This window comes from Vibrio sp. Isolate32 (genome assembly GCF_022397955.1).
Lineage (GTDB): Bacteria > Pseudomonadota > Gammaproteobacteria > Enterobacterales > Vibrionaceae > Vibrio.
Genome location: NZ_JAKEUQ010000017.1, coordinates 1 through 25,019, shown reverse-complemented (window position 1 = coordinate 25,019; position 25,019 = coordinate 1). Strand labels below are relative to the sequence as shown.

Below are 25,019 nucleotides of genomic sequence, written 5' to 3'. Positions count from 1 at the left end.
TTCAAGGCTTAAGCGTGGTATTTAATGTTTTTAATCAAGTAGTTTTTTGGTGTGTTAGCGTGAAATTTAGTCGAAATCCGGTCGAATATTGGTCGTCGATGTAAGAGCGAGGTAAACAATGCCCATTTTATGTCATTTTTAAAATCAAACTTAAATGGAGCATCATTCCCTTACGTTATATACTTTTAGTTCATTAAAGCCGAATTGGAATATCTATGCCAGACACGACCGATCCGCTAACCGGGTTGAAGAGACGAACGCTTCCACTGGTCGTATTTTCGGTCAGCTTTTTGATTACAGTGTTGTGTTTTATTCTAGTCGCGCTCAACCAAAACCGCGCATTGAACATGAATTTGGACAGCTTTGCTAAACACCAAACACTGAGCTTGGAAGCGTTTATCGATAATGATGTGGCTTACATAGGGTCTGGCGCTAACTTTTTCTATTCTAATGATCCTGAAAACTGGGATAAATTTGACCGTTTTGCACAGCAAACCATTAATGGCTCAAAAAGTTTAATTGGCTTGCAGTGGATGCAGAAAGTCACGGCAGATCAGATTGCCGAACACACTGCGAAAATGGAAGCAAAGTACCCATCTTACCGCCTGTTCACCATTCCTAAACATGAACCCAAAACCTATGGTTACCAGTTAGATGGCGAGCCTGCTTTTATTGCTACCGATATTTATCCGAATACTGAAGCGAACGACAGAATGATTGGTTTTTACTCTTCTCGTGAGCGCTTCAAGCTAGTTTTAGACAATATTAAACAAACTCGAGAGGCGAGCTTATCAGACAAGGTTCGTCTGATTCAAGATGGCCTAACTCAAGAAACACCTAAGAGAGGCATGTTGGTTTATCACCCGGTATTTGAGGGGGAGAGTGATAATTTACTCGGTGTTGTGATTGGTGTGGTTCGCACAACTTATTACTTTGAGAATCTATTGGCTTCTGCTGTGGGTGATATGGATGTTTACATTCGTGTGACGGATACCGGTTTCGAAGCCGAAGATTCCCCAATCTTATTTGAAACTCAAGGCTATGAGGGCGTAACAGGTCACCATATAACTAAGACTATCGAATTGACCAACCGAAATTGGAAAATCGATTACAAGATAGACTCTTATATCTCATTTTATGGCTACCTTGTATTAACTGGCATCGCGCTAGTCGGGACAACCATCTCATTGTTGCTAGCGTATATCGTTAACATGCAGATCAGAGAGAAAGAGCGTTTGTATTGGATGTTAGACAAAAGAACAGAGGAACTTCGATTTCTAGCGAACCGCGATAGCTTAACTGAAATCTATAACCGACGTGCTTTCAACAAGATGTTTGATAGGGCGGTTAAGCGAAGTGAGTCATTTAGCTTGATTGGGTTTGATGTCGATAAATTTAAAAGCATCAATGATAAGTATGGTCACCCTGCTGGTGATGCTTTGCTTGTTCACGTGATTAAGTTAATTTCGGTAAACTTAAAGGACGGTGACAATCTGTTCCGTCTTGGTGGTGATGAGTTCTGTATCATTTCGAATATCTCAAATCGTAAAGAGCTTAACCGATACTTACAATGTATTCTAAGCACAGTGAGTCACTCTCATTGTGAGCATAAAGGGCAACAGTTAAGCTGCACTTTGAGTATTGGTGCGGCTATCCATACAAATGAAGACACGGAAGAACTGCTCCAAAAAACAGATAGTATGCTCTATCAAAGTAAGTTAAATGGTCGAAATCGCGTGACAATTGCAGGCTAAATGAGCACTTGATGTAACTAGGGTCGAGTTCTGTATTGGGCTCATGTACAATTTCACAAAATTTTTGACGAGAGAATTAGGCGACGTATGAATCACAATCGAGTGGTGTGTTTCGATTTGGAAATGTGCTGTTGGAGCGAAAATGGTGTAGGAACAACAGGCGAGATCATTGAAGTGGGTCTTGCTGAGATTGATCTGGCATCTGGAACCATAGTGAAACGAGCGCAATACTACGTTAAGCCAGAAAAAGACGAAGTCTCTCAGTTCTGTGCCGAGCTAACCGGCATTACTTCACGTAAGCTTGAAAAGCAGGGGCGTCCGCTAGAATCAGTCATCAAATCGATGATCAAGAACTTCGGTGGTCCTAACAAAATCTATGCTGCGTGGGGACGTGATGACCTGATTTTACACAAAGAGTGTATTGAGAAAGGCATCGAGCCTCCTTTCAGTGAGTTCTTGAATATTGCAACGCTTTATCGAGTTCAAAACCGATTAAAAGACAAGCGCATTGGCCATCGAGCGGCTCAAGAAGCAAAAAATATCGAATGGGAAGGTCGTCAACATTCAGGTTATATTGATGCTTACAACTTAGCGAAACTTGCTTTGACTATGCTGTAAACAACTTCAATATCTGAACGGATATATACAGAAGCCAGCGAATCAAGGCTGTCTCTTATATGTTGGCTATGACCTGAATAGGCGCGTTGTGCAAACCAAGCAGTTGTTTGACGTATTTTTGTGTTGGGGTAATCACTATTACTTCTACCAGTTGGAACAGAATCAAATCCACGGAAATCAAACCTTCAACGTCAAAAATCTATTCATCAAGCACCACCAGAAAAAGCGCAGCGTTTTAATTTCCGACCAGCGAGTCGCGTACATTACGAAAGGCGGCACGATCTCGAGCTCAATGGTATCCTCTATAGAAAATCGATGCGCTGATTGGTGGTGAGTCTAACTGAGGTGCTAATTAGCTGAGAGGGGATGAAAGGTGTTTGGTCTTTGTTAAAAAGACAGGACAGCGTTGGATTCATTGCCTTACGCTGCCCACTAGCTGCAGAATTTAGTCTTCGCCAAGCACGTTTAGTTTGGTCTTGATAAAGTCGCTGTGGTCGACGTAGAGCAGTTCCGCTGTTTTACGGATCACAGAGTCTTCGATAGGGTCAATTTCCCCGTCGGCGTGCGCCACTTCCCACATAGCTTTGATTAAATCGATTCGCACTGCCTGAGAGAGATCTCTAAGTTGCGATGTAAAGTCATACAGTGATACTGATTTCTCTACTTTTGGTTCTGCTTGTTCTAGCAGTGCCTTTGCTTGTTCTTCATCTAGATCGAGCAAACGTTGCAGAAGCTTTAGCTTAGCGACTCTTTCTGATTCGTTGATCTGATGGTCGGCACCCGCGACTTCACACAACAAACTCGCGATGGCGATATTAGGTGATGTACCTTGGTTTTTGCTTAGGTCCTGGCCTTCAATCAATTGTTTAAACATTGATGTGAGAGAATTGAACATAACGAGCTCCAGTTAAAATTTGTATTGGGTTCCGTAACGCTGATAGTCATAACTATTGGGCCTACAGAGTGTGACCGCAAGCCCCTTTACTTAAAACTGACATTACGGATAAGCCAGCAATAAGGAACACATCCTAGTCCGGTTCCGGAAAACGCGTGACCTTGCCATCGCCGCTCAGGGTGGTAATTGATTGCGGTTTCCCATCGCTGTCTAGCCTCAACTCACCAATCGCACTGCGGTTTGAAAGGCGATAGAAGGTCTGATTGTCAGGGCTTCGCTTTTCGATCTTCAAGCGTTTACGCTTAGTGAAATAGTTCAAGACTGAGCGAGGGCTGTACAACAAACGGTCCCATATATCGCAGAATTTAAGCAGCGGAGCAGGGAATTGATTTTTAATGCCACTGCAGGTGATTTGATAGATGTTCGGGCTGTTTCTGCGATATCTCAGCTTGATATCGTAAGCAAATGAGTAGTGAACATCGCCAGAAAGCACCACGAAGTTGGTCGGTGTTTTAGTATGGGTAAAGATGCTGATCAGCGTATTGGCACTGCCTCGGTGCGCCATCCAGTTCTCGGCATCAATCACTAGTGGTTTTCCTAGTGTGGTCATCATCTTCTGTAGTGTTTCGATGAATTTCACCCCGAACATTGGCGCGGCAGACACTATCACTACTTTCTCTTGGTTAATCAACTGATGTTGAAACTCGGTGAGTGCTTCCCAGTCCATCAAACCCGATGGTTTATTCATAAGTGATTCAGAGCGCCAGCGGCGGGTACGAGTGTCTAACACAATCACCTTCGGCGAGGTGTTGATGGTGTAATGCCACTCTTCAAAGCGATCGAGCATTTCAAGATACTGCTTGTGTCTTGTAGGTTCGAGTTGTCCAATAGGCGCCTCAATGGCTTGTTCACTCTGATTGGTATTCGCCAACTTCGAGAACAGTTGTTTTGTTTGCTCCATGAAATCGCGGTTGAAGTTCTCTGGTGCGTTCCCCCAACCTTGGCAAATCCAATAAGCCGCAAGGCCGTTACCAATGACTTGTGTCGCAAACTGGTTTTGATCCACCGCATGCTCCCAACCAACGGTGAGGTTCCAGTCGTCAGTGACATCATGATCATCGAAGATCATGTACGTTGGAATATGAGCAAATAGACGCTGTACTTGCGGCAGACCGGCGATAAAATCATCGATGATGATACTTTCATCACGCCATTGTTGCTGCTCGGCTGGTGTTAGCTGTCGGCCAGCCTGCATGAAGTTATTCTCGATCAACCGTTCGCGGTTAATGCATTGCCACAAGGTCGGTGACCAAACCAGCAGATACATGGCAATAAATTCAGACAAGGTCACCAAGTGGTTTTCACAGTTGGTAGAGCTGAAGATTGGTATTCCGCGTGTAGGGAATAGCTTATCGAGCAATGAATGTGATGTGTTGTGGTGTGGTAGCAAATGATCGCGTTGATAGAGGTGGTAGTCGCTGTTGAACAGAGCTTCACTGCTATCGATTTTTCCGTCTAATGAATCGGTTGGAAGGTCTTCGCTCACTAATCCAAGCAGTTGAATCAATTGATGAATTGCATCGAGTGTTGGGCCTGCGACGTGATCAGCGTAGATCTGGTCTCCGCTCATCATCAGCATATCTGGTCTCTCAATTACGCTTTGCTTTTCGACTTTATTATCTGCCGCGACTAGGCTGTCTTTGCTTGGATGATGAGGGTTACGACATGAACCATGCAAGATGTAGTCAGCGCAGGTTGAGATCTTAAAGGCTATTCTTGGCGCAGCACCAGTAGTGTTTTGTTGATCTTGGTACACCAAATGCGGAGCGAGCTCGGTTAACGCGCCTTGATCTGTCTCTATCTGATATTCCAAATGCGTGTTGGTTGGGAACTCACCCTTTAATTGAATCAAACTTACCCAAGCATGTGTACCGACCTTAATCGATTCGTGTTCGCTAAGTGGTGACGTATAAAAAGGGGCTTCTTGGCCTTGGTTGTATAGCTCTGCATTACCATTGAGTGGTGTACTTGTGACAACCCAAAGCACAACCTCAGTTGCGGTAGTCTTTCTTAAAATAGGGCCAGCGAGTAAGAAGGGAAGAGAGGGCATCATCGGGCGTTTCAAGTCGGATCCTAAATCTTTGTTGGTTAGTCGTTAAGCGCTTCGGCGTTGAAGTCTGGAGCGGCCATTTCATGTTCATTGGGTTCAATGTCTGGCTCTGTTGATTCCAGGATTTCGATAACTTCTGAACTAGAAAGTTCATGTCCCATCAGAAATATTGCTAATAGGGCGTCGGCTTTCGTTTTGGTATCAGAAGGCTCATCCAACACTTGCTCTAGTTTTTCTCGAATCATTGCGATTTCGTGTTCCACAAAACCACGGCCTTCTTCACCCCCTTGATTGTCATCAGGGGCATTATCGAATTCAAGAAATAGCATGTCGCCGTTTAGGTTGGTGCTCATCAAGCGTTCAGGTAACCACGCTTCACCCATAACAATATCTGGATCGGAATCATTGGGTAAGTGGTCTATAATGTTTTGTAATTCGGAGACTTTCACAATACTTTTATTTAACCGAGAATATTCTTCATTGTAACGGTCAATCTCAATCAAACCTAAAAATTGTTGGCTAGAATAGTCAATAAATGTCTAACCAGTACCACAAATTTTATTACAAAGAGTAATTAAACAAGAATGAAGCGCAAATTTTCACCGAAGCTCATCTCGTATGGGACAATTTTATTAAGTAACGCTTTCTTAGCGAATAGTGTGGCGTGGGCTGCTGAAGAGCAAGAGTGGGGTATTGCGGCAATGTTCCGTACTGCCAGTATCCCTTACGACACCGCTGGTGGTGATAAGACAGTCAGTTCGTTTGTCCCAATGTTGTTCTTTAAAAACAACTATGTGTTCATTGATGGTACGGAAATGGGTGCTTACCTATATCAAACCGAAGATCAAAAGTGGTCTTTCAACGCCATCTCTCGAATGCGCTTTATTGATATCCCGACCTCTGAACAGAATGCGATTGAAGGTGACATCACTGACTTCGGTGGACAACTGACGTATCAATTGGATGAGCAGTGGGCGGTTGAAACGGAAATCATGAGTGATAGTGAATTCAACCTTCACAGTAACTTACGTGCGAAAGCCAAGTACGAGACAGGCGACTGGGAGTTCTACCCAAGTGCGACACTGCGTTATAAAAGCGCTGATTTTAACAGTAAATACTACTCGGCTACGGGACAGTCGATTGGTGCAGGCGTAGATTTAAATCTTGGCGTTGAAGCGCGTTACCATGTTATCTCTAACCTTTATCTGTTGGGTTCAACCAGTGTGACTCGATTGGATGACAACGCTTACGACTCTTCTATTATCGAAGATCGTTACCAAGGCGAGCTTTACCTTGGTTTTGGTTTCTTCAGCGACCAAACAAAAGCGCCTAAGCCTAAGTTGAGCAATGCGCCTTACTTACGAGTCGCGCACGGTTGGGCAACGCCGTCGAATATCGGCGACATCATGAAATTCAACACCGAGAAAGACGAGTACAATAACCAACTCACATCATTCTTCTATGGTCACCCTTTAACTGATGAGATCTTTGGTTTGCCGTTGGATATCTACTTAACGCCAGGTATCGCTCACCATTGGAGTTCAGAGGTTCAATCCAGTAGCACGGAATACATTATTGCGATTAAAGCGTACTACACCTTTAACTGGCCAACGCAGTGGCGATTTGGTGTTGCGGAGGGTATGTCTTACATAGATTCGATTACTTACATCGAAGGTTCTGAAATGGACCGTAAGGGCTACACGGCAAGTCACTTATTAAACTACTTGGACTTCTCGTTTGATGTGAATGTCGGTGACCTTATCGGTAAGAATGACCTCAACAATTTATGGTTTGGTTACTCACTGCACCACCGTTCTGCGATCTTTGAAAAGGCATCCCAATTTGGTCGCATCAAAGGCGGCAGTAATTACAACACGGTTTACTTCCAGTTCGAGTTTTAAGAGTGGCTTTTAACTGTAGTTTTTAATAATACGTTTTTAAGTAGTTTTAAGCCGTAGTTTATTAAGTGCGACATACATTTGATCTCACTTTCTTAGCTCGTGCTAGTGGCAGCGTGATTAATCAATTTAATAGCAAAAGGTTTTCCCTTCGCTATCAGGCTTTTTGTTTGAGATTTGTGATATAATCGCGCGAGTTTAATAAGTACAAGAATAGGAAGCGCTTTGACTTCGTCTCCGGAAAAAGCAGATAACAACAAGAATGCAGCACAGCAGAGTTCTACAATGAACGAAGTGAAATCGAACAACCCCGCATCGACCCGACCTGCTAAACAACCAAAAGCTAAACCTGCCGATCATTCAGCAGCAACCAATACAGCATCATCTCAAAATAGCCCAGCCTCTCTTCGTAAGGCCTTAAATGAGTGCATGATGCGCGATCGCTTCCGTTTGAGTAAGCGAATTGCTGGTGCAAGCAAAATTAAGAACGAACAATCTAAGCATGCTGTTTTTGATGAAATCACATTAGACATTGCCCAATCGATGATGACGGCAACCCAGCGTACTGCGCAAAAACCAACCATTGAATATCCAGAGATTCTTCCTGTTAGCCAAAAGCGCGACGACATCGCTAAAGCCATTGAAGAAAACCAAGTGGTTATCGTGGCGGGTGAAACGGGCTCGGGTAAAACCACTCAGTTACCTAAGATCTGTTCTGAGCTTGGCCGTGGCCGCTTTGGCCTAATTGGTCATACTCAGCCTCGTCGTCTAGCTGCGCGTTCGGTGGCGAACCGTATTGCTGAAGAGATGGAAACCCAGTTGGGTGAATTTGTTGGTTATAAGGTTCGATTCAACGACCAGATTTCTGACAACACACAAATCAAACTGATGACCGACGGTATTCTACTGGCGGAGATTCAACACGACCGTTTCTTAAATCAGTACGACACCATCATTATCGATGAAGCACACGAACGTAGCCTAAACATCGATTTCATCATGGGTTACCTGAAAGAGTTGCTACCAAAGCGTCCTGATCTAAAAGTGATCATTACCTCGGCAACCATCGACCCAGAGCGTTTCTCTAAGCACTTCGATAATGCACCAATCATCGAAGTATCGGGCCGTACTTACCCAGTTGATACACGCTACCGCCCATTAGGTGGTGACGACAGCGATTCTAATCGCGACCAAATGGAAGGTATCTTCGAAGCGGTTGATGAGCTGTGTGATGAAGGCTTAGGCGACATCCTGATCTTCATGAATGGTGAGCGTGAAATTCGTGATACTGCGGACGCACTAAGTAAGCGTAATCTGCGTGATACCGAGATTGTACCTTTGTACGCACGCTTATCGGCGGGTGAACAGAACCGTATCTTCCAGTCACACACAGGCCGTCGCATTGTACTGGCAACTAACGTAGCAGAAACCTCGCTAACGGTTCCGGGCATCAAGTACGTAATCGACCCAGGTACTGCGCGTATCAGTCGTTACAGCTACCGTACCAAAGTACAACGTCTACCGATTGAGCCGATTTCTCAAGCGAGTGCGAACCAGCGTAAAGGTCGTTGTGGTCGTGTGGCTGAGGGTATCTGTATTCGCTTGTACTCTGAAGAAGATTTCGAGTCACGCCCAGAGTTTACCGATCCTGAGATTCTGCGTACCAATCTAGCGTCGGTAATCCTGCAGATGACGGCACTAGGGCTAGGCGACATTCAAGCATTCCCATTCGTTGAAGCGCCAGATAAGCGCAACATTCAAGATGGTGTAAGACTGCTTGAAGAGCTGGGTGCGATTGCTTCTGGTAAACCAAGCAACAAGAACAAGAACCAAGGCGACGATACTAAGAAGCTAACGGCAATTGGTCGTAAGCTGTCTAAGCTACCGATCGACCCGCGTTTAGCGCGCATGGTTATCGAAGCGCCAAACAACCGCTGTCTACATGAAGTGATGGTTATTGCGTCTGCACTTTCAATCCAAGACCCGCGTGAGCGTCCATCAGACAAACAGCAATCGTCTGACGACAAGCACAAGCGTTTCTTCGACAAAGACTCAGACTTCATCACCTTTGTGAACCTGTGGGACTACATCAAGCAACAGCAAAAAGCGCTGTCGAGTAACCAGTTCCGTAAGCAGTGTAAACAAGATTACCTGAACTACCTGCGCATTCGTGAGTGGCAAGACGTGTACTTCCAAATTCACCAAGCAATGCGTGAGCTGGATACCAAGCTCAACGATGAACCGGGTAGTTACGATGGCATTCACCAGTCGCTACTATCAGGATTGCTTTCTCACATCGGTATGAAAGACCAAGAGAAGAATGAATACCAAGGCGCACGTAACGCGCGCTTCCATATCTTCCCTGCGTCTGGCCTATTTAAGAAACAGCCTAAGTGGATCATGTCTGCTGAGCTGGTGGAAACCTCAAAACTATGGGGTCGTGTGATTGCTAAAATTCAGCCTGAGTGGATTGAGCCGTTAGCGAAGCACCTAATTAAGCGTAGCTTCAGCGAACCACACTGGTCTAAGAAACAAGCGGCGGTAATGGCACACGAAAAAGTGATGCTTTACGGAATTCCAATCGTTCCGAAACGCCTAGTGAACTATGGCGCGATTGACCCAACGATTAGCCGTGAGTTGTTCGTGCGTAGTGCACTGGTTGAAGGTGAATGGGAAACCAAGCACGCGTTCTTCAAACAGAACCGCAAGCTTCTCCAAGAAGTGGAAGAGCTTGAGCATAAATCACGTCGTCGTGACATCTTAATCGATGATGACGAGCTGTTTGAATTCTACGACCAGCGCGTAGGCGAAGAGGTGGTTTCGGGCCGTCACTTTGATACTTGGTGGAAGAAAACCAGCAAAGAGACTCCAGAGCTACTTAACTTCGAGAAATCGATGCTGTTCCGCGGTGATGCGAGCCACGTTACCGATTTAGACTATCCGAACTTCTGGCACCAAAATGGCCTGAAGTTAAAACTGAGCTACCAGTTTGAGCCAGGCGATGACAACGATGGTGTAACGGTACACATTCCGCTGCCTATCTTGAACCAAATCGACCAGAACGGTTTTGATTGGCAGATCCCAGGCCTACGTCAAGAATTGGTGGTTAGCTTAATCAAGTCACTACCAAAGACGTTACGACGTAACTTTGTGCCTGCGCCAAATTACGCTGATGCGTTCTTGGCTCGTGTGACACCACTTGAAGCGCCGTTACTGGATTCTCTTGAGAAAGAGCTGCGCCGCATGACAGGTGTAGAAGTGGTACGAGATGATTGGAAGTTAGACCAGATTCCAGAGCACTTAAAGGTAACATTCCGTGCGGTGGATCATCGCAAACGTAAGTTGAAAGAACACAAAGACTTACATGAACTGAAAGAGAGCCTGAAAGACAAAGTTCAAGAGACGCTCTCTAAAGTTGCGGATGACGATATTGAGCAGCAAAACCTGCATACGTGGAGCTTTGGTGAGTTACCAAAAGTCTACCAACAGAAGCGCGGTGGCTACGATGTAAAAGCCTTCCCAGCGTTAGTGGATACCAAAGACAGTGTAGAGATCAAACTGTTCGAAACGGAGCAAGAGCAGATCTCAGCAATGAAATCGGGTCAGCGTCGTTTGATCTTGTTGAACGTGCCGTCGCCAATCAAATACTTGCACTCGAACTTGCCGAACAAATCGAAACTTGGCTTGTACTTCAACCCATACGGCAAGGTTCTCGATCTTATCGATGACTGTATCGCTTGTGGTATTGATAAGCTGATCGAAGAGAAGGGCGGTTTGGTTTGGGAACCAGAGCAGTTCGAAGCACTGAAAGAACACGTACGTGCGGAGTTGGGTGATACTGTGGTTGAGATTGCTCAGCAGGTAGAAACCATCCTTACTACGGCATTCAGCATTAGCAAGAAGCTGAAAGGGCGTGTGGATCTTTCTATGGCATTTGCACTTTCTGACATAAAAGCTCAGGTAGAAGGTTTGATTTTTAAGGGTTTTGCCACAGAATGTGGATGGAAACGCTTGCCAGATATCCTACGCTATATGAAGGCAATCGAACGCCGCATGGAGAAGCTGCCAATTGACCCTAACAAAGATCGTTTGCATATGATCAAAGTTGAGTCGGTAATGAATGATTACAAAGAGCTGCTGAATAAAATTCCAAAAGGGATCGCGGTTCCAGAAAACGTAAAAGAGGTGCGTTGGATGATAGAAGAGCTTCGTGTAAGCTTCTTCGCACAGCAACTCGGTACGCCTTATCCGGTGTCAGATAAGCGTGTTAAAAACGCAATCGATGCTTGCTGAAGGAATAATGCTAGACGCAATGGCAAGGTTTGGGTATAAATCTTGCTTATTGCATTACTAATTGAATAGTTATTACATACAGGGCGACTTGGTGGCAATTTATTACCACTCAAGGCCTGCCACTAGGACGAAAAAGGTCGAATATGAAAAAAACGTTATTGGCACTAGCACTGCTAGGTGCATCTTCAACAGCAATGGCTGATTCTTGGTTGTACGGCGGTGTAATGGGTGGTCAAAACTCATTAGGTAACGAAGAAGAAACAGCAGTGGGTATCCACGTGGGTACAGGTATCCTGCCACTTATCGGTGTTGAAGCGGGTTACTGGGATCTAGGCTCTTTCGACAGCGTTAAGTACGGTAACCGTAATCTTACAAACCTAGATGCAAGCACTGCTTACCTAGCAATCAAACCAAGCATCGACTTCGGTCCTCTTCACGTATACGCGAAAGGTGGTCTTCACTCTTACGAGCTGAAAGGCGACAACTTCAAGCAAGACGATGTTGATATCATGTACGGTGTAGGCGCAGAATACTTTATCTTTGGTCCTCTATCTGTAGGCGCTAGCTACCAAAACTTCAAAATGAAAGATGACGACTCAGGCGTATTCACGCTAAACGCAACTATCCACCTACTGTAACTACTCAGTAAGGCGATCGTAAATAACGGTTGTTTAGTCGCTAAAGAGTTCGTAAGAATTCATAAAAAATGCCAGCTTAATTGCTGGCATTTTTGTATCTGTTCACTGTGTATTTCACACTAGAAAGCGAGTGGCTATTTCTTGCTGTTGAGAATCTGTTGGATTCTTGGATTCAGCGCTTTACCATGTTTGCTTTCGTACTCTTCACGCTTCAAATCATTCAGATTCTTCACTGAGTTGGCGGCAAGAAGGAATTGCGGTAACTCCGTTTCAAGCATACCTTTCTCGTCTAAACGTTTTGCTTCCAAGTAATACTTCTTAAACAGGCCATCAAGCTTGTTTTCCGCAGTGCGTTTTAAGTCATACAGCTTGTTTTGAATAAGCCATTTCTCAATCTTGTTCGCAGCAGTGCGAGACAATACTCGAATGCGGCTATCCAACAGCTCTTCTTCCGTCAGAGAGTCTTTCAGAATCCAAAGCTCACCCATTTGCGGTGGCCAGCTGTTGCCTAGCTGAATACGCTCATGACAGTGCATGAGCACACGGTTAAGGCCGTCAGAATCGACAGAGTTAGCAAATTCAATGAACTTACCGCTTGGTTCACTACCGTATTGGTATTCCCACTGAGTCTCGTACACGCTCAAGAAAGAGCCGAACACATGGATACACCAATCAGTCAGTTCTAGTTCAGAAGGATCTTGGTCAACCACAGGTACTTGTTGATTTGAGTCAGTGTCTGATTCAACAACAGGTACCGATGGCGACGAAACTGCCGGTAAAACTTCTGGAACGACTGTAGGTGCAGGATCAGAAGGTTGGCTTTTTGCCTTTTTGAATGAGCTGCTGCCTGAAGCGTTCAGATGGGCTAAGCTTTTGTCGATACCCATTTCCTTGAGCTTGTCCTGCATTTCCTGAATATTGAGAGGTCTTCTGCTGTTGTTGTCTTTCATTTTGCTTCTCGTTAACTAACCAGTACTGCAACTTAGATTCGATGCGAGAGATTGGCATGAGTTCATTGGCTTTGGCTTTATACCAGAGGACAAATTTTTTCCATATTAAGCTATGGTCACCAGCAAGGCCGGAGAATTTAAACGCACGTTCTGCCCATGTTGGAATGATCTCTTCATCCAAATCATGAGTGGAAACCGTGTTGCTGGTCATTGAGCCTCGGCTTTGTGGGCGAGGGGCATGCTGCATGTTTTGCATCGGTGCCGGAGCAGGCTGAAACTTAGGTGCAGTAGAGTAGACCGGAATACTATTGGTCGGTTGAACCTCAATGTCCGCTGCAGCTTGCTCTTGCTCAATGAGCATTTTGAAAACGTGAATCTCTTTTTGATCTCGATAATCTACTTTTACCTTATCGAGAATACCTTGGTCGACTAGGCACTTAAGGCAGTCGGCTAAACCAAACGTAGAGAGAGCACAAAGCTGACTTGCCGATTGCAGGCACACATTGGTGTAACCGGATTCATCCGCACCGTCTGCAAGCATCAATAAAACAAGCTTTTCTGCTGGGCTAGAAGTATTCACTTGCCAAGCTAAATAAGAATATTTGGCGCTCAATATCGTGTTCTCAAAAAAGGTAGGTCGTTGACTCTATTGTAAGTCACCCCATACTGAATTTATAGCAACTTAGCAGAAAACCACATCAGTGAGACAAATATTAACCATAAGGAGAGGTTTGCCCCATAAAGGCAGCATGACACGCCAATTTTTTCGTAGGATGTTCACATACCCATCACACCTTTTAGCTATTGATAATTCTCTCACCTATTCACCCAGTTATTCACAAAGTATATTAAATTTATAAAACATCTTGATATGATCAATAAATGAGCTATTATGACGATAAGTCAAAAATGACGAAGCGTCACAAAATGGTTAACTACATGAATTTACTATTCGTGTTAATATTGGACAGGAGTGTTTTAAATACTGGCTAAGCTTAGATAATGGCTAAGCTCAAATACGGACTGAGAAATTATGTTTGGCTTTGGTTGTAAAGGCGATAAACAAGGTATCTTTGGTTGCAAAGGCGTGTTGTCTAAAAAGCAGCAGTCTATTGCAGACCGAGAAGTAGAGTTGATGTTGTTGGCGAAAGATCTGGTTCGAGAACAAGGGTTCGGAAACCTAACGATGGACAAGCTAACGGCTGCGAGCTCTTATTCTAAAGGGACAATCTACAATCACTTTTGCAGCAAAGAAGACGTCGTTTTAGCGTTATGTATTCACTCTCTTAAAACAGAAGCAATGATGTTTGCTCGTTCTGGAGAGTTTGAAGGCAACACACGTGAAAAGATCGTCGCACTGCACGTTGCTTACCGAATCTATGCTCGCATGGAACCGGTACTGTCAACCTGTGCGATCATGGCTAAAAGCCCGTGGGTACTAGAGAAAGCGTCTAGTGCACGCGTCGCCGAGATGAATGAACTGGAAGAGTTGGTGATTGAACAATGCGACTCTATGGTTAACCAAGCGGTAGAAGCGGGTGACCTAAAGTTCTCTTCTGGTGTTGGTTCTGATGCCATCGTTTTTGCTAACTGGTCAATTGCATTTGGTTCAAATGCTTTGTCACAGAATGCATCAAACAGTCATTGTATTAAGCGGTTACAAGACCCGTATTCAGTATTACACAACGCGAACATGATTCTAGATGGCCTCAATTGGCAGCCCCTTTCTAGCGATTGGGATTACCGAAAAACTTGGCGTCGTGTAGAACAAGAGCTGTTCAGTGAAGAGATCGCTTACTTAGAATCTGTAGGTCGATAGCTTCCATTAAGCCCACACATGTGGGTTTATTAATAACCATTTTTGACGATTCGTCACAAACTTGAGACTGACCGACTGTGGTTGCTGTTTTCTTGAGTATTTGACTAAGCATTGTGTCTTTTGTCAGCTTCGGCTGGCTTTTTATGACACAAATATGACGAATCGTCACAAATGGAGACTGTGATGAAACATGACAGCCAGAAGCCCACGTTCGATCAGCAAAACCGAGATAACCCTAATGCCGATAGTGCAAACGCAGATCTAAACAGTTGGCACTCAATACCTACCAAGCGATCGTTTATCGTTCTGCTGGTGGTGTTTTCAATCATCATTCTCTCTGCATTAGGGGCCAAGAACCTCTACTTTAGAGGGGACTACAACATCTTCTTCGAAGGCACCAATAAGCAGTTGATGGCGTTCGATGAAATCCAAACCACCTTTGCAAAAACCGACAACCTTGCGATTGTTGTCGCACCTGAAGATGGCAATGTCTTCACTCCAGAAACTCTCACCCTGATTCAAAACCTCACGGTCGATGCGTGGCAGATCCCGTATTCAAGCCGTGTGGATTCCCTTGCCAATTATCAGCACACCGAAGCCATTGAAGATGATCTTTTGGTCGAAGACCTGTTGTATGGAGAGTACGAACACACACCAGAGCGCATCGCCAAAGTAAAACAGATCGCCCTAAACGAACCGTTGCTTAAGAATGCCTTGGTGTCGGCCTCTGGCGATGTGACGATTGTTAACGTGACCGTGCAGCTGCCAGAAGTGGACAAGACTGCGGAAGTGCAAGAGGTGATTGCGGCGATCAATGCCATGATCGGCAAGTACCAAGCTCAGTATCCTAATGTCGAATTCCATAAAGCGGGCATCATCGCCATGAACAACGCCTTTATGACTTCGGCTCAACAAGATAGCTCGACGCTAGTGCCGTTAATGCTGTTGGTGGTACTGGTGTTCCTGACCTTTATGTTGCGCTCGTTCTTTAGTGTGGTGGCGACGCTTATTGTGATTATCGCTTCAATTGTTGCCACCATGGGTTTATCCGGTTGGGCAGGGATGTTCCTCAGCACCGCGACGGTTAATGTTCCAACCTTGGTATTAACTCTTGCTGTCGCCGATTGTGTTCACGTAATTGTGACCATGAGACAAGCAATGCAACGCGGCATGGAGAAAGCACAAGCCATTCAATACAGCATCAAGCTTAATGCGATGCCGATTCTGATAACTTCAGTGACCACTGCGATTGGTTTCTTGATGATGAACATGTCGGACTCTCCAGTGCTGCGTGACTTCGGTAACTTGTCGGCACTGGGTGTACTCATTGCGTGCTTCCTATCTGTGACTATGTTGCCTGCGTTGCTAAAACTGCTGCCAGTCAAACGCCTATCTGCCAACCCTAAAGCGGAAGACCAAATCACTTTTATGGATAAGCTTGGCGATTTTGTCGTAACTAACCGTAAAGCATTGCTGCCGATTTCAACTCTGGTGATTGTTGGCGCTGCTGCGTTAATTCCGCTAAACAAAGTGAACGATGAATCGGTGAAGTATTTCGATACCTCAAGCGAATTCAGACAAGCCGCCGATTTCATGGAAGAAACGGTAAGCGGTATGACCACCATCAGCATTGCGGTTAAGACCAACGAGTCTCAAGCGATTGCTGATCCTGTATTTTTGCAAGCGATTGGTGACTTTACTGAATGGCTACGCGTTCAACCAGAAACCGACCATGTGGCAACGCTTTCCGATGTTTACATGCGTTTGAATAAGAACATGCATGGCGACGACGAAAGCTACTACAAGCTGCCGCTTAACCGTGAACTTGCCGCGCAATACCTGCTGCTTTATGAGATGTCTTTGCCTTATGGCTTGGACTTGAACAACCAGATCAACGTCGATAAGTCATCGATCAAAATGGTTCTTACTGTCGACAACCTTGGCAGCGTTGAGCTAGTCGAACTTGAAGAGCGCATTTACTCATGGTTTGCAGCCAATGCACCTCAATATGAAGTCGTCGCATCTAGCCCATCACTGATGTTTGCCCACATTGGTGAAACCAACATGGCGAGTATGCTATCGACTCTGCCTATCACCTTAGTGCTTATCTCTGGCTTGATGATCTTTGCGTTGCGCTCAGTTCGCTTGGGCATGATCAGCCTAGTGCCAAACATTGCACCTGCGATCATTGGCTTTGGTTTATGGGCGCTTATCTCTGGTGAAATCAACCTTGGTTTGTCCGTGGTGGTAACGCTCACTCTGGGCATTGTGGTTGATGATGCGGTGCACTTCTTAAGCAAATATCAGCGCGCAAGAATCGAAGGGAAATCGGCAGAAGAAGCGGTTCGATACGCTTTCCACACGGTTGGACGCGCATTGTGGATCACCACAGTGGTACTTGTGGCTGGTTTCTCTGTACTGGCGATGTCGAGCTTCAGACTCAACTCCGACATGGGCTTACTCAGCGCGATTGTGATTTTCATTGCGTTGGTGGTCGACTTCATCTTGCTACCAAGCCTACTGATGATCTTCGACAAGCAGACCCACTACTCAGCTAAAACTCAGCACGAATCAAAGCCTGACAACAAGTCGCAGCCTAGATCGACAGCCGAATTGACGACATCGACCAAATAAGGAAACGTCAGCCTGCTGCGGTGGGCTGACTCAAGGAGATATTTATGAAAAGCGTTAAACAATCATTCGTTACTACATTACTTACTGTCAGCTCGTTGAGTGTCGGTACGTTAACAATAGGCACATTCGCCGCTTTCCCAGCGTTAGCAGACCCTGCGAAAGGCTTAGAAATTGCCGAACAACGTAAAGCGGTCGATGTTGGGTGGGGCGATTCTGTCGCGACCATGGAAATGCTACTTCGTAACAAACAGGGCGAAAGCAGCACACGCCTGATGCGATTGAAATCGTTAGAAGTCGATAACGATGGCGATAAAGGCTTAACCATTTTTGATGAACCGCGCGATGTAAAAGGCACGGCTTTCCTAAACCATTCTCACATCACCAAATCAGATGACCAGTGGTTGTATCTGCCTGCATTGAAACGTGTGAAACGCATCTCTTCACGCAACAAATCGGGCCCATTTATGGGCAGTGAATTTGCGTATGAAGACTTAAGCTCGTTTGAGCTAGAAAAGTACACCTTCAACTACATTGAAGACGCGAAACTGGAAGGCGTAGACACCTTTGTTTTAGAGCAAGTACCGACCGATAAAAACTCAGGCTACACCATGCAGAAAGTATGGCTAGACCAACAACACTACCGCCCAATGAAAGTCGAATTTTACGACCGCAAAGGCGCACTGTTGAAGACGCTATCGTTCCAAGATTACAAACAGTACCTGAACCAATACTGGCGCGCACACACCATGTCGATGCAGAACCATCAAACAGGTAAAAGCACCGTATTAACCACGACAGATTTAGTGTTCCAGACCGGTCTTAAAGACAAGGATTTCCAAAAGAACACACTAAAACGTGCGAAATAAGGCAGGAATATGAAAAGGATTGTGGCAACAGGAACCCAGTTATCCTTAACCTTGGCAGCGACAGTCGGGCTTATGCAGGTGTCGTTGCCTTGTGTGGCAGCTGGCTTTAGCCCAGAGCTCGCAGGGCAGGTGAATATTGAACACAGGCAGTTCTTTAGCGACGGCTTACAAGGGCAAGATAAAGGGCAAAGCTCATTGGTGTTGCAGCCAGAGTTTTACTGGGAGCAAGAAGAGGGCAACGGCAGCTTTACCTTCACCCCGTTTTATCGCCTAGACAGCGAAGACGATGAACGAACTCATGGTGATATTCGCGAAGCTTTGTATCTAACCTATTGGGATGACTACGAACTGAGAGCAGGTGTAGGCAAAGTATTTTGGGGCGTAACCGAATCGGCACATTTAGTGGATGTGGTAAACCAGACCGATGCCATTGAATCGGTCGATGGCGAATCCAAGTTAGGTCAGCCCATGGTGCACTTCACCTCGATAAAAGAGTGGGGCACCATCGACGCCATGTTATTGCCGTATTTTCGTGAGCGTACTTTTGCAGGCGAAGACGGACGATTAAGGCCAACCGTACCCGTATCAGACGATGCGCTTTATGAATCCTCGCGAGAAGAAAAGCATGTGGATGTAGCGCTGCGCTATAGCCAAATGTACGGTGATTGGGATGTCGGTTTAAGTTATTTAGGCGGCACAAACCGCGACCCTTACTACCGTGTGCAAGGCAATCAGCTCAAGCCATACTACGCACAAATGCAGCACTTCGGGCTTGATGTGCAAGGCATTATTGGTGATTGGTTATGGAAGCTGGAAAGCATTTATCGCGACAGTTACGATAACCACACAGGCGTAGCAACAGGCTTTGAATACACTTGGGTGGGGGCGCTTGAATCGTACTGGGACATCGGCTTCATCGCTGAATACTTGTATGACAGCCGAGGCAATAACGCGCAAACCATCGGCCAAAACGATGTGTTCCTTGGTGCGCGTTTCGCCTTGAATGATGAAGACGGCACCGAAGTGTTGACTGGCATCACTCAAGACTTAGATAACAGCGATGTCTATAGCGCTAAGCTAGAAGCCTCAAGCCGCATTAACAACAACCTCAAGTGGCGACTGAATGCGTGGTTGTTTGAGAATGAAACCCCGGAGGACTTGCTGTTCTTCGCTCGCAAAGATGATTTTGTCGAAGTTGCGTTGGAGTATTACTTCTAAAGGCTCGATGTTTTAGCTTCAATTTTTAAGTTCATATTCAGCTTTTCCACGAATAAGCCAAGGAGCGATGGCCTTAAACCTCGCTCCTTGGTCTCTTATCTCCGTTCTACCTAGTTATCTCAGTTGTACACTCTGATCTCAATTCCATCCTTCCTATCCAAATCCTGTGAACAACACTGCCTCAACCTAGCTTCGGTGAATGTAATCAAACTGTCTCACTTGGTGACGTTTTTGTATCGGTTTCTCTCTGATTTCACCGATTTCAATGAAATTCTGTTTTCTAACGTTAAATTTGCCGTGTTTTTAGGCAATAACTTGTTCTTTTAGCGATTCAATTTGGCATTGGTTGCGTGTTTGATTACTATGTGTAGCTATCTAAAAAAACTAATCATCCGATACGGACACTACCAACTGGTAGATGAGGAAATGATGCAACATCTAGAAGAGATCATTGCTAATGCAACGACTGCTATTGATACAGCAGATTCGTTAGTCGCACTTGATGAAGTGCGAGTTCAGTATTTAGGTAAGAAGGGTGAACTAACTCTTCAACTACAAAGCCTAGGTAAACTTCCACCTGAAGAGCGTCGCACTGCTGGTCAAGAGATCAACAAAGCGAAAGGTGCTGTTCAACAAGCGATCGCAGCTCGCAAAGACGCACTACAACGTGCAGAGCTTGAAGCGAAACTAGCTGAAGAAACTATCGATGTGAGCCTACCAGGTCGTCGCATTGAGAACGGTGGTCTTCACCCAGTTACTCGCACAGTTGAGCGTATCGAACAGTTCTTTGGTGAGCTTGGTTTTAACACTGAGTCTGGCCCTGAGATCGAAGATGCATTCCACAACTTTGATGCACTAAACATCGCAGACGATCACCCAGCTCGTACTGATCACGATACTTTCTTCTTCAACCCTGATCTAATGCTACGTACGCACACTTCTGGTGTTCAAATCCGTACGATGGAAAACGGCAAACCGCCATTCCGCTTCATTGCTCCGGGTCGTGTTTACCGTAACGACTACGATCAAACTCACACGCCAATGTTCCACCAAGTGGAAGGTATGTTAGTTGATGAGAACGTAAACTTCGCACAACTTAAAGGCATTCTTAACGATTTCCTTTGTAACTTCTTTGAAGAAGAAGTTGAAGTGCGTTTCCGTCCTTCATTCTTCCCGTTCACAGAGCCTTCAGCTGAAGTTGACGTGAAACGTAAAGATGGCAAATGGCTAGAAGTTCTAGGCTGTGGCATGGTTCACCCTAACGTACTTCGCTCTGTTGGCATCGACCCTGAGAAATACTCTGGTTTTGCATTCGGTATGGGTGTAGAGCGTCTAACGATGCTTCGTTACGGCGTAAATGACCTTCGTGCGTTCTTCGAGAACGACCTTCGTTTCCTTAAACAATTCAAGTAATCCGGGGCAGTCGAAACTATGAAATTCAGTGAATCTTGGCTACGCGAGTGGGTTAAACCTGCAATTAACAGCGAAGAGCTAGCTCACCAAATCACTATGGCTGGTTTGGAAGTTGACGATGTAGAACCTGTTGCTGGTGAATTCACCGGCGTTAAAGTAGGTAAAGTGGTTGAGTGCGGTCAGCACCCAGACGCAGACAAACTACAAGTAACTAAAATTGATATCGGCGAAGAAGAGCTGTTAGACATCGTTTGTGGTGCATCTAACTGTCGTCTTGGCCTAACTGTAGCAGTAGCAACAGTTGGCGCAGTACTGCCTGGTAACTTCAAAATCAAGAAAGCAAAACTACGTGGTGTTCCATCGCACGGCATGCTTTGTTCTTTCTCTGAGCTAGGTATCGACGTAGAGTCTGACGGCATCCTTGAGCTGCCAGAAGGCACAACGCTAGGTATGGACGTACGTGAGCTTCTTGAGCTTAACGACGTAACTATCGATGTAGACCTAACAGCAAACCGCGCAGACTGCTTCAGCATCCGTGGCCTTGCTCGTGAAGTTGGCGTACTAAACCGCGCAGACGTTACAGAGCCAGCAGTAGAAGCTGTTGCAACAAGCATTGAAGACACAGTATCTGTTGAAGTTAAAGCAACTGATGCTTGCCCACGTTACCTTGGCCGTGTGGTTAAGAACGTAAACGTGAAAGCGGAAACACCAATCTGGATGCAAGAAAAACTGCGTCGTTGTGGTATCCGTTCAATCGACCCAGTTGTAGACATCACAAACTACGTGATGCTAGAGCAAGGCCAGCCAATGCACGCATTTGATCTAGCTAAGATCGAAGGTGGCATCGTGGTTCGTCTAGCAGAGCAGGGCGAAAAACTAACACTTCTAGATGGCAACGAAGCTGAACTAAACAGCAACACGCTTGTTATCGCTGACCACAACAAAGCACTAGCAATCGCTGGTATCTTTGGTGGTGAAGAGTCTGGTGTAACAACTGAAACTACAGACGTACTTCTAGAAGCAGCATTCTTCGCACCAGATCACATCCGTGGTCGCGCACGTGCTTACGGTCTACACACAGATTCTTCTCTACGTTTCGAACGTGGTGTTGATTCAACACTTCAGCTAGCTGCTATGGAGCGTGCAACACAGCTTCTAGTTGAAATCTGCGGTGGTGAAGTAGCGCCAGTAAACGGCAGCGAATCTGAAGCTGATCTTCCTAAAGCAAACGTAGTTGCTCTACGTCGCGCTAAGCTAGACAGCCTACTAGGTCACGAAATCCCATCTACAGACGTAGTGGAAATTCTTACTCGCCTAGGTTGTGAAGTTGAGACTACGGAAGCAGGTTGGACGGCAACGTCTCCATCTTGGCGTTTTGATATCGCAATCGAGCAAGACCTAATTGAAGAAGTAGGTCGTATCTACGGTTACGATAACATTCCAAACCAAGCGCCTAAAGCGGCACTTAAAATGAATGACCACAAAGAAGCTGACCAACCGCTTAAGCGCGTTCGTGACCTTCTTGTAGACCGTGGCTACCACGAAGCAATCACATACAGCTTCGTAGAACCAGAACAGCAAAAACTTGTTGTACCTGGTGTTGAGCCGCTAATCCTGCCATTCCCAATCTCTGCGGACATGTCAGCGATGCGTCTTGGCCTAATCCAAGGTCTTCTAAACACAGTTGTTCACAACCAGAAGCGTCAACAGTCTCGCGTTCGTCTATTCGAATCAGGCCTACGTTTCATCCCTGAAGCAACGGCTGAAAACGGCATGCGCCAAGAAATGATGCTTGCGGGCGTTATCTCTGGTACTCGTGGTGAAGAGCACTGGGACATTGCAACTAACACTGTAGATTTCTTCGATCTTAAAGGTGACCTAGAAGCAGTTCTTGAGCTTTCTGCAAACGAAATCGCATACAGCTTCAAAGCAGCTAAGCACCCAGCACTTCACCCTGGTCAAACTGCGGCTATCGTAGTAGACGCTGGTTTAGAAACAGAAAGGGAAGTGGGTATCATTGGTACTGTTCACCCAGAACTAGAGCGTAAGTTTGGTCTTAACGGCCGTACTATCGTATTCGAAATCGAATGGGCAGCTATTAACACTCGCGTGCTTCCAGAAGCAGTAGCCGTATCTAAGTTCCCTGCAAACCGTCGTGATATCGCCGTTGTTGTTGACGAAGCAGTCGCTTCTGGCGACATCGTAGAAGCGTGTATCGCAGCTGGTGGCGAATTCCTAACAGACGCTAAACTGTTCGACGTTTACGTAGGTAAGGGCGTAGAAGAAGGCAAGAAGAGCCTAGCTATCGCACTGACTCTACAGTCTGTAGAGCGCACACTAGAAGACGCAGACATCGCTGGTTCAGTAGATGCTATCGTAGCTTCAATCTCAGAGAAATTCGGCGCAGCACTTCGCGACTAATCTCTTCTGATAGATAGAAAAACCAAAGGCCTCGCATTGCGAGGCCTTTTTTGATCCTAGCGAACTATCAATAAAAATTATGTTGGTTATTTGAAAAGAAACAATTCGCAACTTTTGTGTTATTTGAATTGGGTAACAGCGGGAAAAGCTTCTAACTTTCAGATCTAGACTAACTATGAATAGCCTTTCTACTTAGGTTTCGAGCTTAGATTTGAAAACAAAACCACTTATAGGTATATTGTTCTGTATAAGTTTATCCCGAATTCTAATTGGTTTTTAAGAGGAAATACTCCAATGAAAAAGGCGATGGTTCATTGTCGAATTGATTCATCCAACCCAGATGGTCACAAACTTGAGTACTGGATGTCCAAAGAAAAGATTACTCCACTTGGTGGATGGCGTATCGGTGCAAGTATGGCTCGAGTGATATCTAAAATGGCGATCTATGATATGAGTAGAAAGGAGCGCTACGTGGTTGACGTTAAAGTCGATCAAGAAACACGAACCGTTACATTTGACCACTCTACGGGCGAACTAGTACCCACCGAAACGTTTTTAGGGAAGCTTTATCCCAATGGCATACAGTACAATCGCCTATACACAACTTTGGATGAGCAAGAGCATTATAAACTTTAGAGGTAATTGATATGAGAAATACAATAATTTCCATAGTCTTAATGATTGTCTCTGTTGGAGCTCAAGCCAAGAGCTTTGGCGACTATACCGTTCGTGAACTTAGCAATGGAGCTAAGATTGCGGAGACTGCTATTCCTAAAAGCTTGCCCTTACAAATTATAGCGAGCGATAGTGGCGTTTCTGCATTTGTTGCAAAACAGCCAGCAAAAATCATTGCTGATGGAGTCGATTTAGGTACAACTTTGGATCGTAATGAAATGATCCTTTTCAAAAATGCTAACCGTATGCAGGTTATAGCTTGGGGAAGCACACTAGAAATTTCGACTAAAGGATCAGGTGCTACTGCTATTTGGCTGACCGACGATAAGTTAGAAGCTAAGAGTACTGATAATGTTGTGACTCCCCAAAAAGTTTATGACTTAGGCTTTACAACGACGAATAGTAAAGAAGATGCCTGTAGAATCCTCTTAAACGGGTGGCACAGATTGATATATGAACAACGTCAATACAGCGAACGTGTCGATATTATGATTGAGCATGATATTCGACCTAGCGAAGAAGAGATTCAAATCAATCTTCGTAACGCGAGGGAAGGAGCAAAGAAATTTCGTATGCGCCCCATGAACCCACGGGGCGGTGTTGTTAATGTTTGAAGTTCCAAGGTAGGAGCGCATCGATATCAGGCTCAGCTTTCGCGAGCTCTTTCATGCACTTGACTATGTAGTCGTAGAGGATAAGGCCGTTGGCTTTCGCTGTCTCGACGATGCTGTAAAGCATCGCGCTCGCATCAGCACCATTTGGTGTATTTGAGAAGAGCCAATTTTTTCTTCCAATGACCAGCGGTTTAATGGCGCGT

Annotated in this window: 19 protein-coding genes; 13 read left to right on the top strand and 6 right to left on the bottom strand. The window is 45.3% G+C overall.

Annotation, left to right across the window (positions count from 1 at the left end; translation table 11 throughout):
- Positions 1-215: 215 nt before the first annotated feature.
- Entirely contained in the window at positions 216-1,754 is a 1,539-nt protein-coding gene (locus L1D11_RS13630) for a sensor domain-containing diguanylate cyclase (protein WP_239833609.1), read from the top strand.
- Positions 1,755-1,841: 87 nt separating this feature from the next.
- Positions 1,842-2,372 carry a 3'-5' exonuclease gene (locus tag L1D11_RS13625; RefSeq protein WP_239833608.1) on the top strand — a complete coding sequence of 177 codons (531 nt, stop codon included), beginning with the start codon at positions 1,842-1,844 and terminating at the stop codon, positions 2,370-2,372.
- A 445-nt stretch (positions 2,373-2,817) separates the two neighbouring features.
- On the opposite strand, the gene L1D11_RS13620 is transcribed toward L1D11_RS13625, so the two are convergent.
- From L1D11_RS13620 to L1D11_RS13610, 3 genes are all read right to left on the bottom strand, one after another.
- A complete protein-coding gene (locus tag L1D11_RS13620; RefSeq protein WP_239833607.1) occupies positions 2,818-3,267 on the bottom strand; it encodes a TerB family tellurite resistance protein in 450 nt (149 codons plus the stop codon).
- A gap of 133 nt (positions 3,268-3,400) precedes the next feature.
- Entirely contained in the window at positions 3,401-5,380 is a 1,980-nt protein-coding gene (locus L1D11_RS13615; RefSeq protein ID WP_239833616.1) for an alkaline phosphatase family protein, read from the bottom strand.
- A gap of 35 nt (positions 5,381-5,415) precedes the next feature.
- Positions 5,416-5,880: a hypothetical protein gene (locus tag L1D11_RS13610; protein ID WP_239833606.1), complete on the bottom strand. Its 465-nt coding sequence runs from the start codon at positions 5,878-5,880 to the stop codon at positions 5,416-5,418.
- A gap of 81 nt (positions 5,881-5,961) precedes the next feature.
- On the opposite strand from L1D11_RS13610, the gene L1D11_RS13605 reads away from it, so the two are divergent.
- The 3 genes from L1D11_RS13605 to L1D11_RS13595 all read left to right on the top strand — a co-directional run bounded on the left by L1D11_RS13605 (position 5,962) and on the right by L1D11_RS13595 (position 12,206).
- Positions 5,962-7,278, top strand: a complete 1,317-nt coding sequence (locus L1D11_RS13605; RefSeq protein WP_239833605.1) for a MipA/OmpV family protein — start codon at positions 5,962-5,964, stop codon at positions 7,276-7,278.
- Between the two features lie 222 nt (positions 7,279-7,500).
- Positions 7,501-11,568, top strand: a complete 4,068-nt coding sequence (gene hrpA, locus L1D11_RS13600) for an ATP-dependent RNA helicase HrpA (protein ID WP_239833604.1) — start codon at positions 7,501-7,503, stop codon at positions 11,566-11,568.
- A 143-nt stretch (positions 11,569-11,711) separates the two neighbouring features.
- Positions 11,712-12,206 carry an outer membrane beta-barrel protein gene (locus L1D11_RS13595; protein WP_239833603.1) on the top strand — a complete coding sequence of 165 codons (495 nt, stop codon included), beginning with the start codon at positions 11,712-11,714 and terminating at the stop codon, positions 12,204-12,206.
- A 134-nt stretch (positions 12,207-12,340) separates the two neighbouring features.
- On the opposite strand, the gene L1D11_RS13590 is transcribed toward L1D11_RS13595, so the two are convergent.
- Together L1D11_RS13590 and L1D11_RS13585 are read right to left on the bottom strand one after the other, a co-directional pair.
- Positions 12,341-13,093 (bottom strand): hypothetical protein, encoded by a 753-nt coding sequence (locus L1D11_RS13590; protein ID WP_239833615.1) that lies wholly within the window; start codon positions 13,091-13,093, stop codon positions 12,341-12,343.
- Positions 13,014-13,769 carry a hypothetical protein gene (locus L1D11_RS13585; protein ID WP_239833602.1) on the bottom strand — a complete coding sequence of 252 codons (756 nt, stop codon included), beginning with the start codon at positions 13,767-13,769 and terminating at the stop codon, positions 13,014-13,016. Before L1D11_RS13585 ends, L1D11_RS13590 begins: the two co-directional genes overlap by 80 nt.
- Before the next feature lie 420 nt (positions 13,770-14,189).
- On the opposite strand from L1D11_RS13585, the gene L1D11_RS13580 reads away from it, so the two are divergent.
- From L1D11_RS13580 to L1D11_RS13545, 8 genes are all read left to right on the top strand, one after another.
- On the top strand, positions 14,190-14,975 hold the full coding sequence (locus tag L1D11_RS13580; protein WP_004741595.1) for a TetR/AcrR family transcriptional regulator: 786 nt from the start codon (positions 14,190-14,192) through the stop codon (positions 14,973-14,975).
- A 171-nt stretch (positions 14,976-15,146) separates the two neighbouring features.
- On the top strand, positions 15,147-17,609 hold the full coding sequence (locus L1D11_RS13575; RefSeq protein ID WP_239834234.1) for an MMPL family transporter: 2,463 nt from the start codon (positions 15,147-15,149) through the stop codon (positions 17,607-17,609).
- A gap of 44 nt (positions 17,610-17,653) precedes the next feature.
- Complete coding sequence (locus L1D11_RS13570) at positions 17,654-18,475, top strand: outer membrane lipoprotein-sorting protein (RefSeq protein ID WP_239834235.1); 822 nt, start codon at positions 17,654-17,656, stop codon at positions 18,473-18,475.
- 9 nt (positions 18,476-18,484) lie between these two features.
- Positions 18,485-19,693: a hypothetical protein gene (locus tag L1D11_RS13565; RefSeq protein ID WP_239834236.1), complete on the top strand. Its 1,209-nt coding sequence runs from the start codon at positions 18,485-18,487 to the stop codon at positions 19,691-19,693.
- A 429-nt stretch (positions 19,694-20,122) separates the two neighbouring features.
- Positions 20,123-21,106: a phenylalanine--tRNA ligase subunit alpha gene (gene pheS, locus L1D11_RS13560; RefSeq protein ID WP_004741591.1), complete on the top strand. Its 984-nt coding sequence runs from the start codon at positions 20,123-20,125 to the stop codon at positions 21,104-21,106.
- Between the two features lie 18 nt (positions 21,107-21,124).
- Positions 21,125-23,527, top strand: coding sequence for a phenylalanine--tRNA ligase subunit beta (gene pheT, locus L1D11_RS13555; RefSeq protein WP_239834237.1), 2,403 nt, complete (start codon positions 21,125-21,127; stop codon positions 23,525-23,527).
- Positions 23,528-23,821: 294 nt separating this feature from the next.
- The gene (locus L1D11_RS13550; RefSeq protein ID WP_239834238.1) at positions 23,822-24,163 is read left to right on the top strand and encodes a hypothetical protein; all 342 of its coding nucleotides are present in this window, start codon (positions 23,822-23,824) and stop codon (positions 24,161-24,163) included.
- A gap of 11 nt (positions 24,164-24,174) precedes the next feature.
- Positions 24,175-24,816, top strand: a complete 642-nt coding sequence (locus tag L1D11_RS13545) for a hypothetical protein (RefSeq protein ID WP_239862567.1) — start codon at positions 24,175-24,177, stop codon at positions 24,814-24,816.
- Here the strand turns inward: L1D11_RS13545 and L1D11_RS13540 are convergent.
- Positions 24,806-25,019, bottom strand: a 214-nt coding sequence (locus L1D11_RS13540; protein WP_239833600.1) for a transposase domain-containing protein, incomplete at its 5' end; no start/stop codon positions are given. The two genes, L1D11_RS13545 and L1D11_RS13540, sit on opposite strands and share 11 nt — an antisense overlap.

Bases quoted from the DNA above. Each gene is read 5' to 3' on its own strand.
- L1D11_RS13630 (WP_239833609.1), top strand. From the start codon at position 216: ATGCCAGACACGACCGATCCGCTAACCGGGTTGAAGAGACGAACGCTT.
- L1D11_RS13625 (WP_239833608.1), top strand. From the start codon at position 1,842: ATGAATCACAATCGAGTGGTGTGTTTCGATTTGGAAATGTGCTGTTGG.
- L1D11_RS13620 (WP_239833607.1), bottom strand. From the start codon at position 3,267: ATGTTCAATTCTCTCACATCAATGTTTAAACAATTGATTGAAGGCCAG.
- L1D11_RS13615 (WP_239833616.1), bottom strand. From the start codon at position 5,380: ATGATGCCCTCTCTTCCCTTCTTACTCGCTGGCCCTATTTTAAGAAAG.
- L1D11_RS13605 (WP_239833605.1), top strand. From the start codon at position 5,962: ATGAAGCGCAAATTTTCACCGAAGCTCATCTCGTATGGGACAATTTTA.
- L1D11_RS13595 (WP_239833603.1), top strand. From the start codon at position 11,712: ATGAAAAAAACGTTATTGGCACTAGCACTGCTAGGTGCATCTTCAACA.
- L1D11_RS13590 (WP_239833615.1), bottom strand. From the start codon at position 13,093: ATGGGTATCGACAAAAGCTTAGCCCATCTGAACGCTTCAGGCAGCAGC.
- L1D11_RS13580 (WP_004741595.1), top strand. From the start codon at position 14,190: ATGTTTGGCTTTGGTTGTAAAGGCGATAAACAAGGTATCTTTGGTTGC.
- L1D11_RS13575 (WP_239834234.1), top strand. From the start codon at position 15,147: ATGGAGACTGTGATGAAACATGACAGCCAGAAGCCCACGTTCGATCAG.
- L1D11_RS13570 (WP_239834235.1), top strand. From the start codon at position 17,654: ATGAAAAGCGTTAAACAATCATTCGTTACTACATTACTTACTGTCAGC.
- L1D11_RS13565 (WP_239834236.1), top strand. From the start codon at position 18,485: ATGAAAAGGATTGTGGCAACAGGAACCCAGTTATCCTTAACCTTGGCA.
- pheS (WP_004741591.1), top strand. From the start codon at position 20,123: ATGCAACATCTAGAAGAGATCATTGCTAATGCAACGACTGCTATTGAT.
- pheT (WP_239834237.1), top strand. From the start codon at position 21,125: ATGAAATTCAGTGAATCTTGGCTACGCGAGTGGGTTAAACCTGCAATT.
- L1D11_RS13550 (WP_239834238.1), top strand. From the start codon at position 23,822: ATGAAAAAGGCGATGGTTCATTGTCGAATTGATTCATCCAACCCAGAT.
- L1D11_RS13545 (WP_239862567.1), top strand. From the start codon at position 24,175: ATGAGAAATACAATAATTTCCATAGTCTTAATGATTGTCTCTGTTGGA.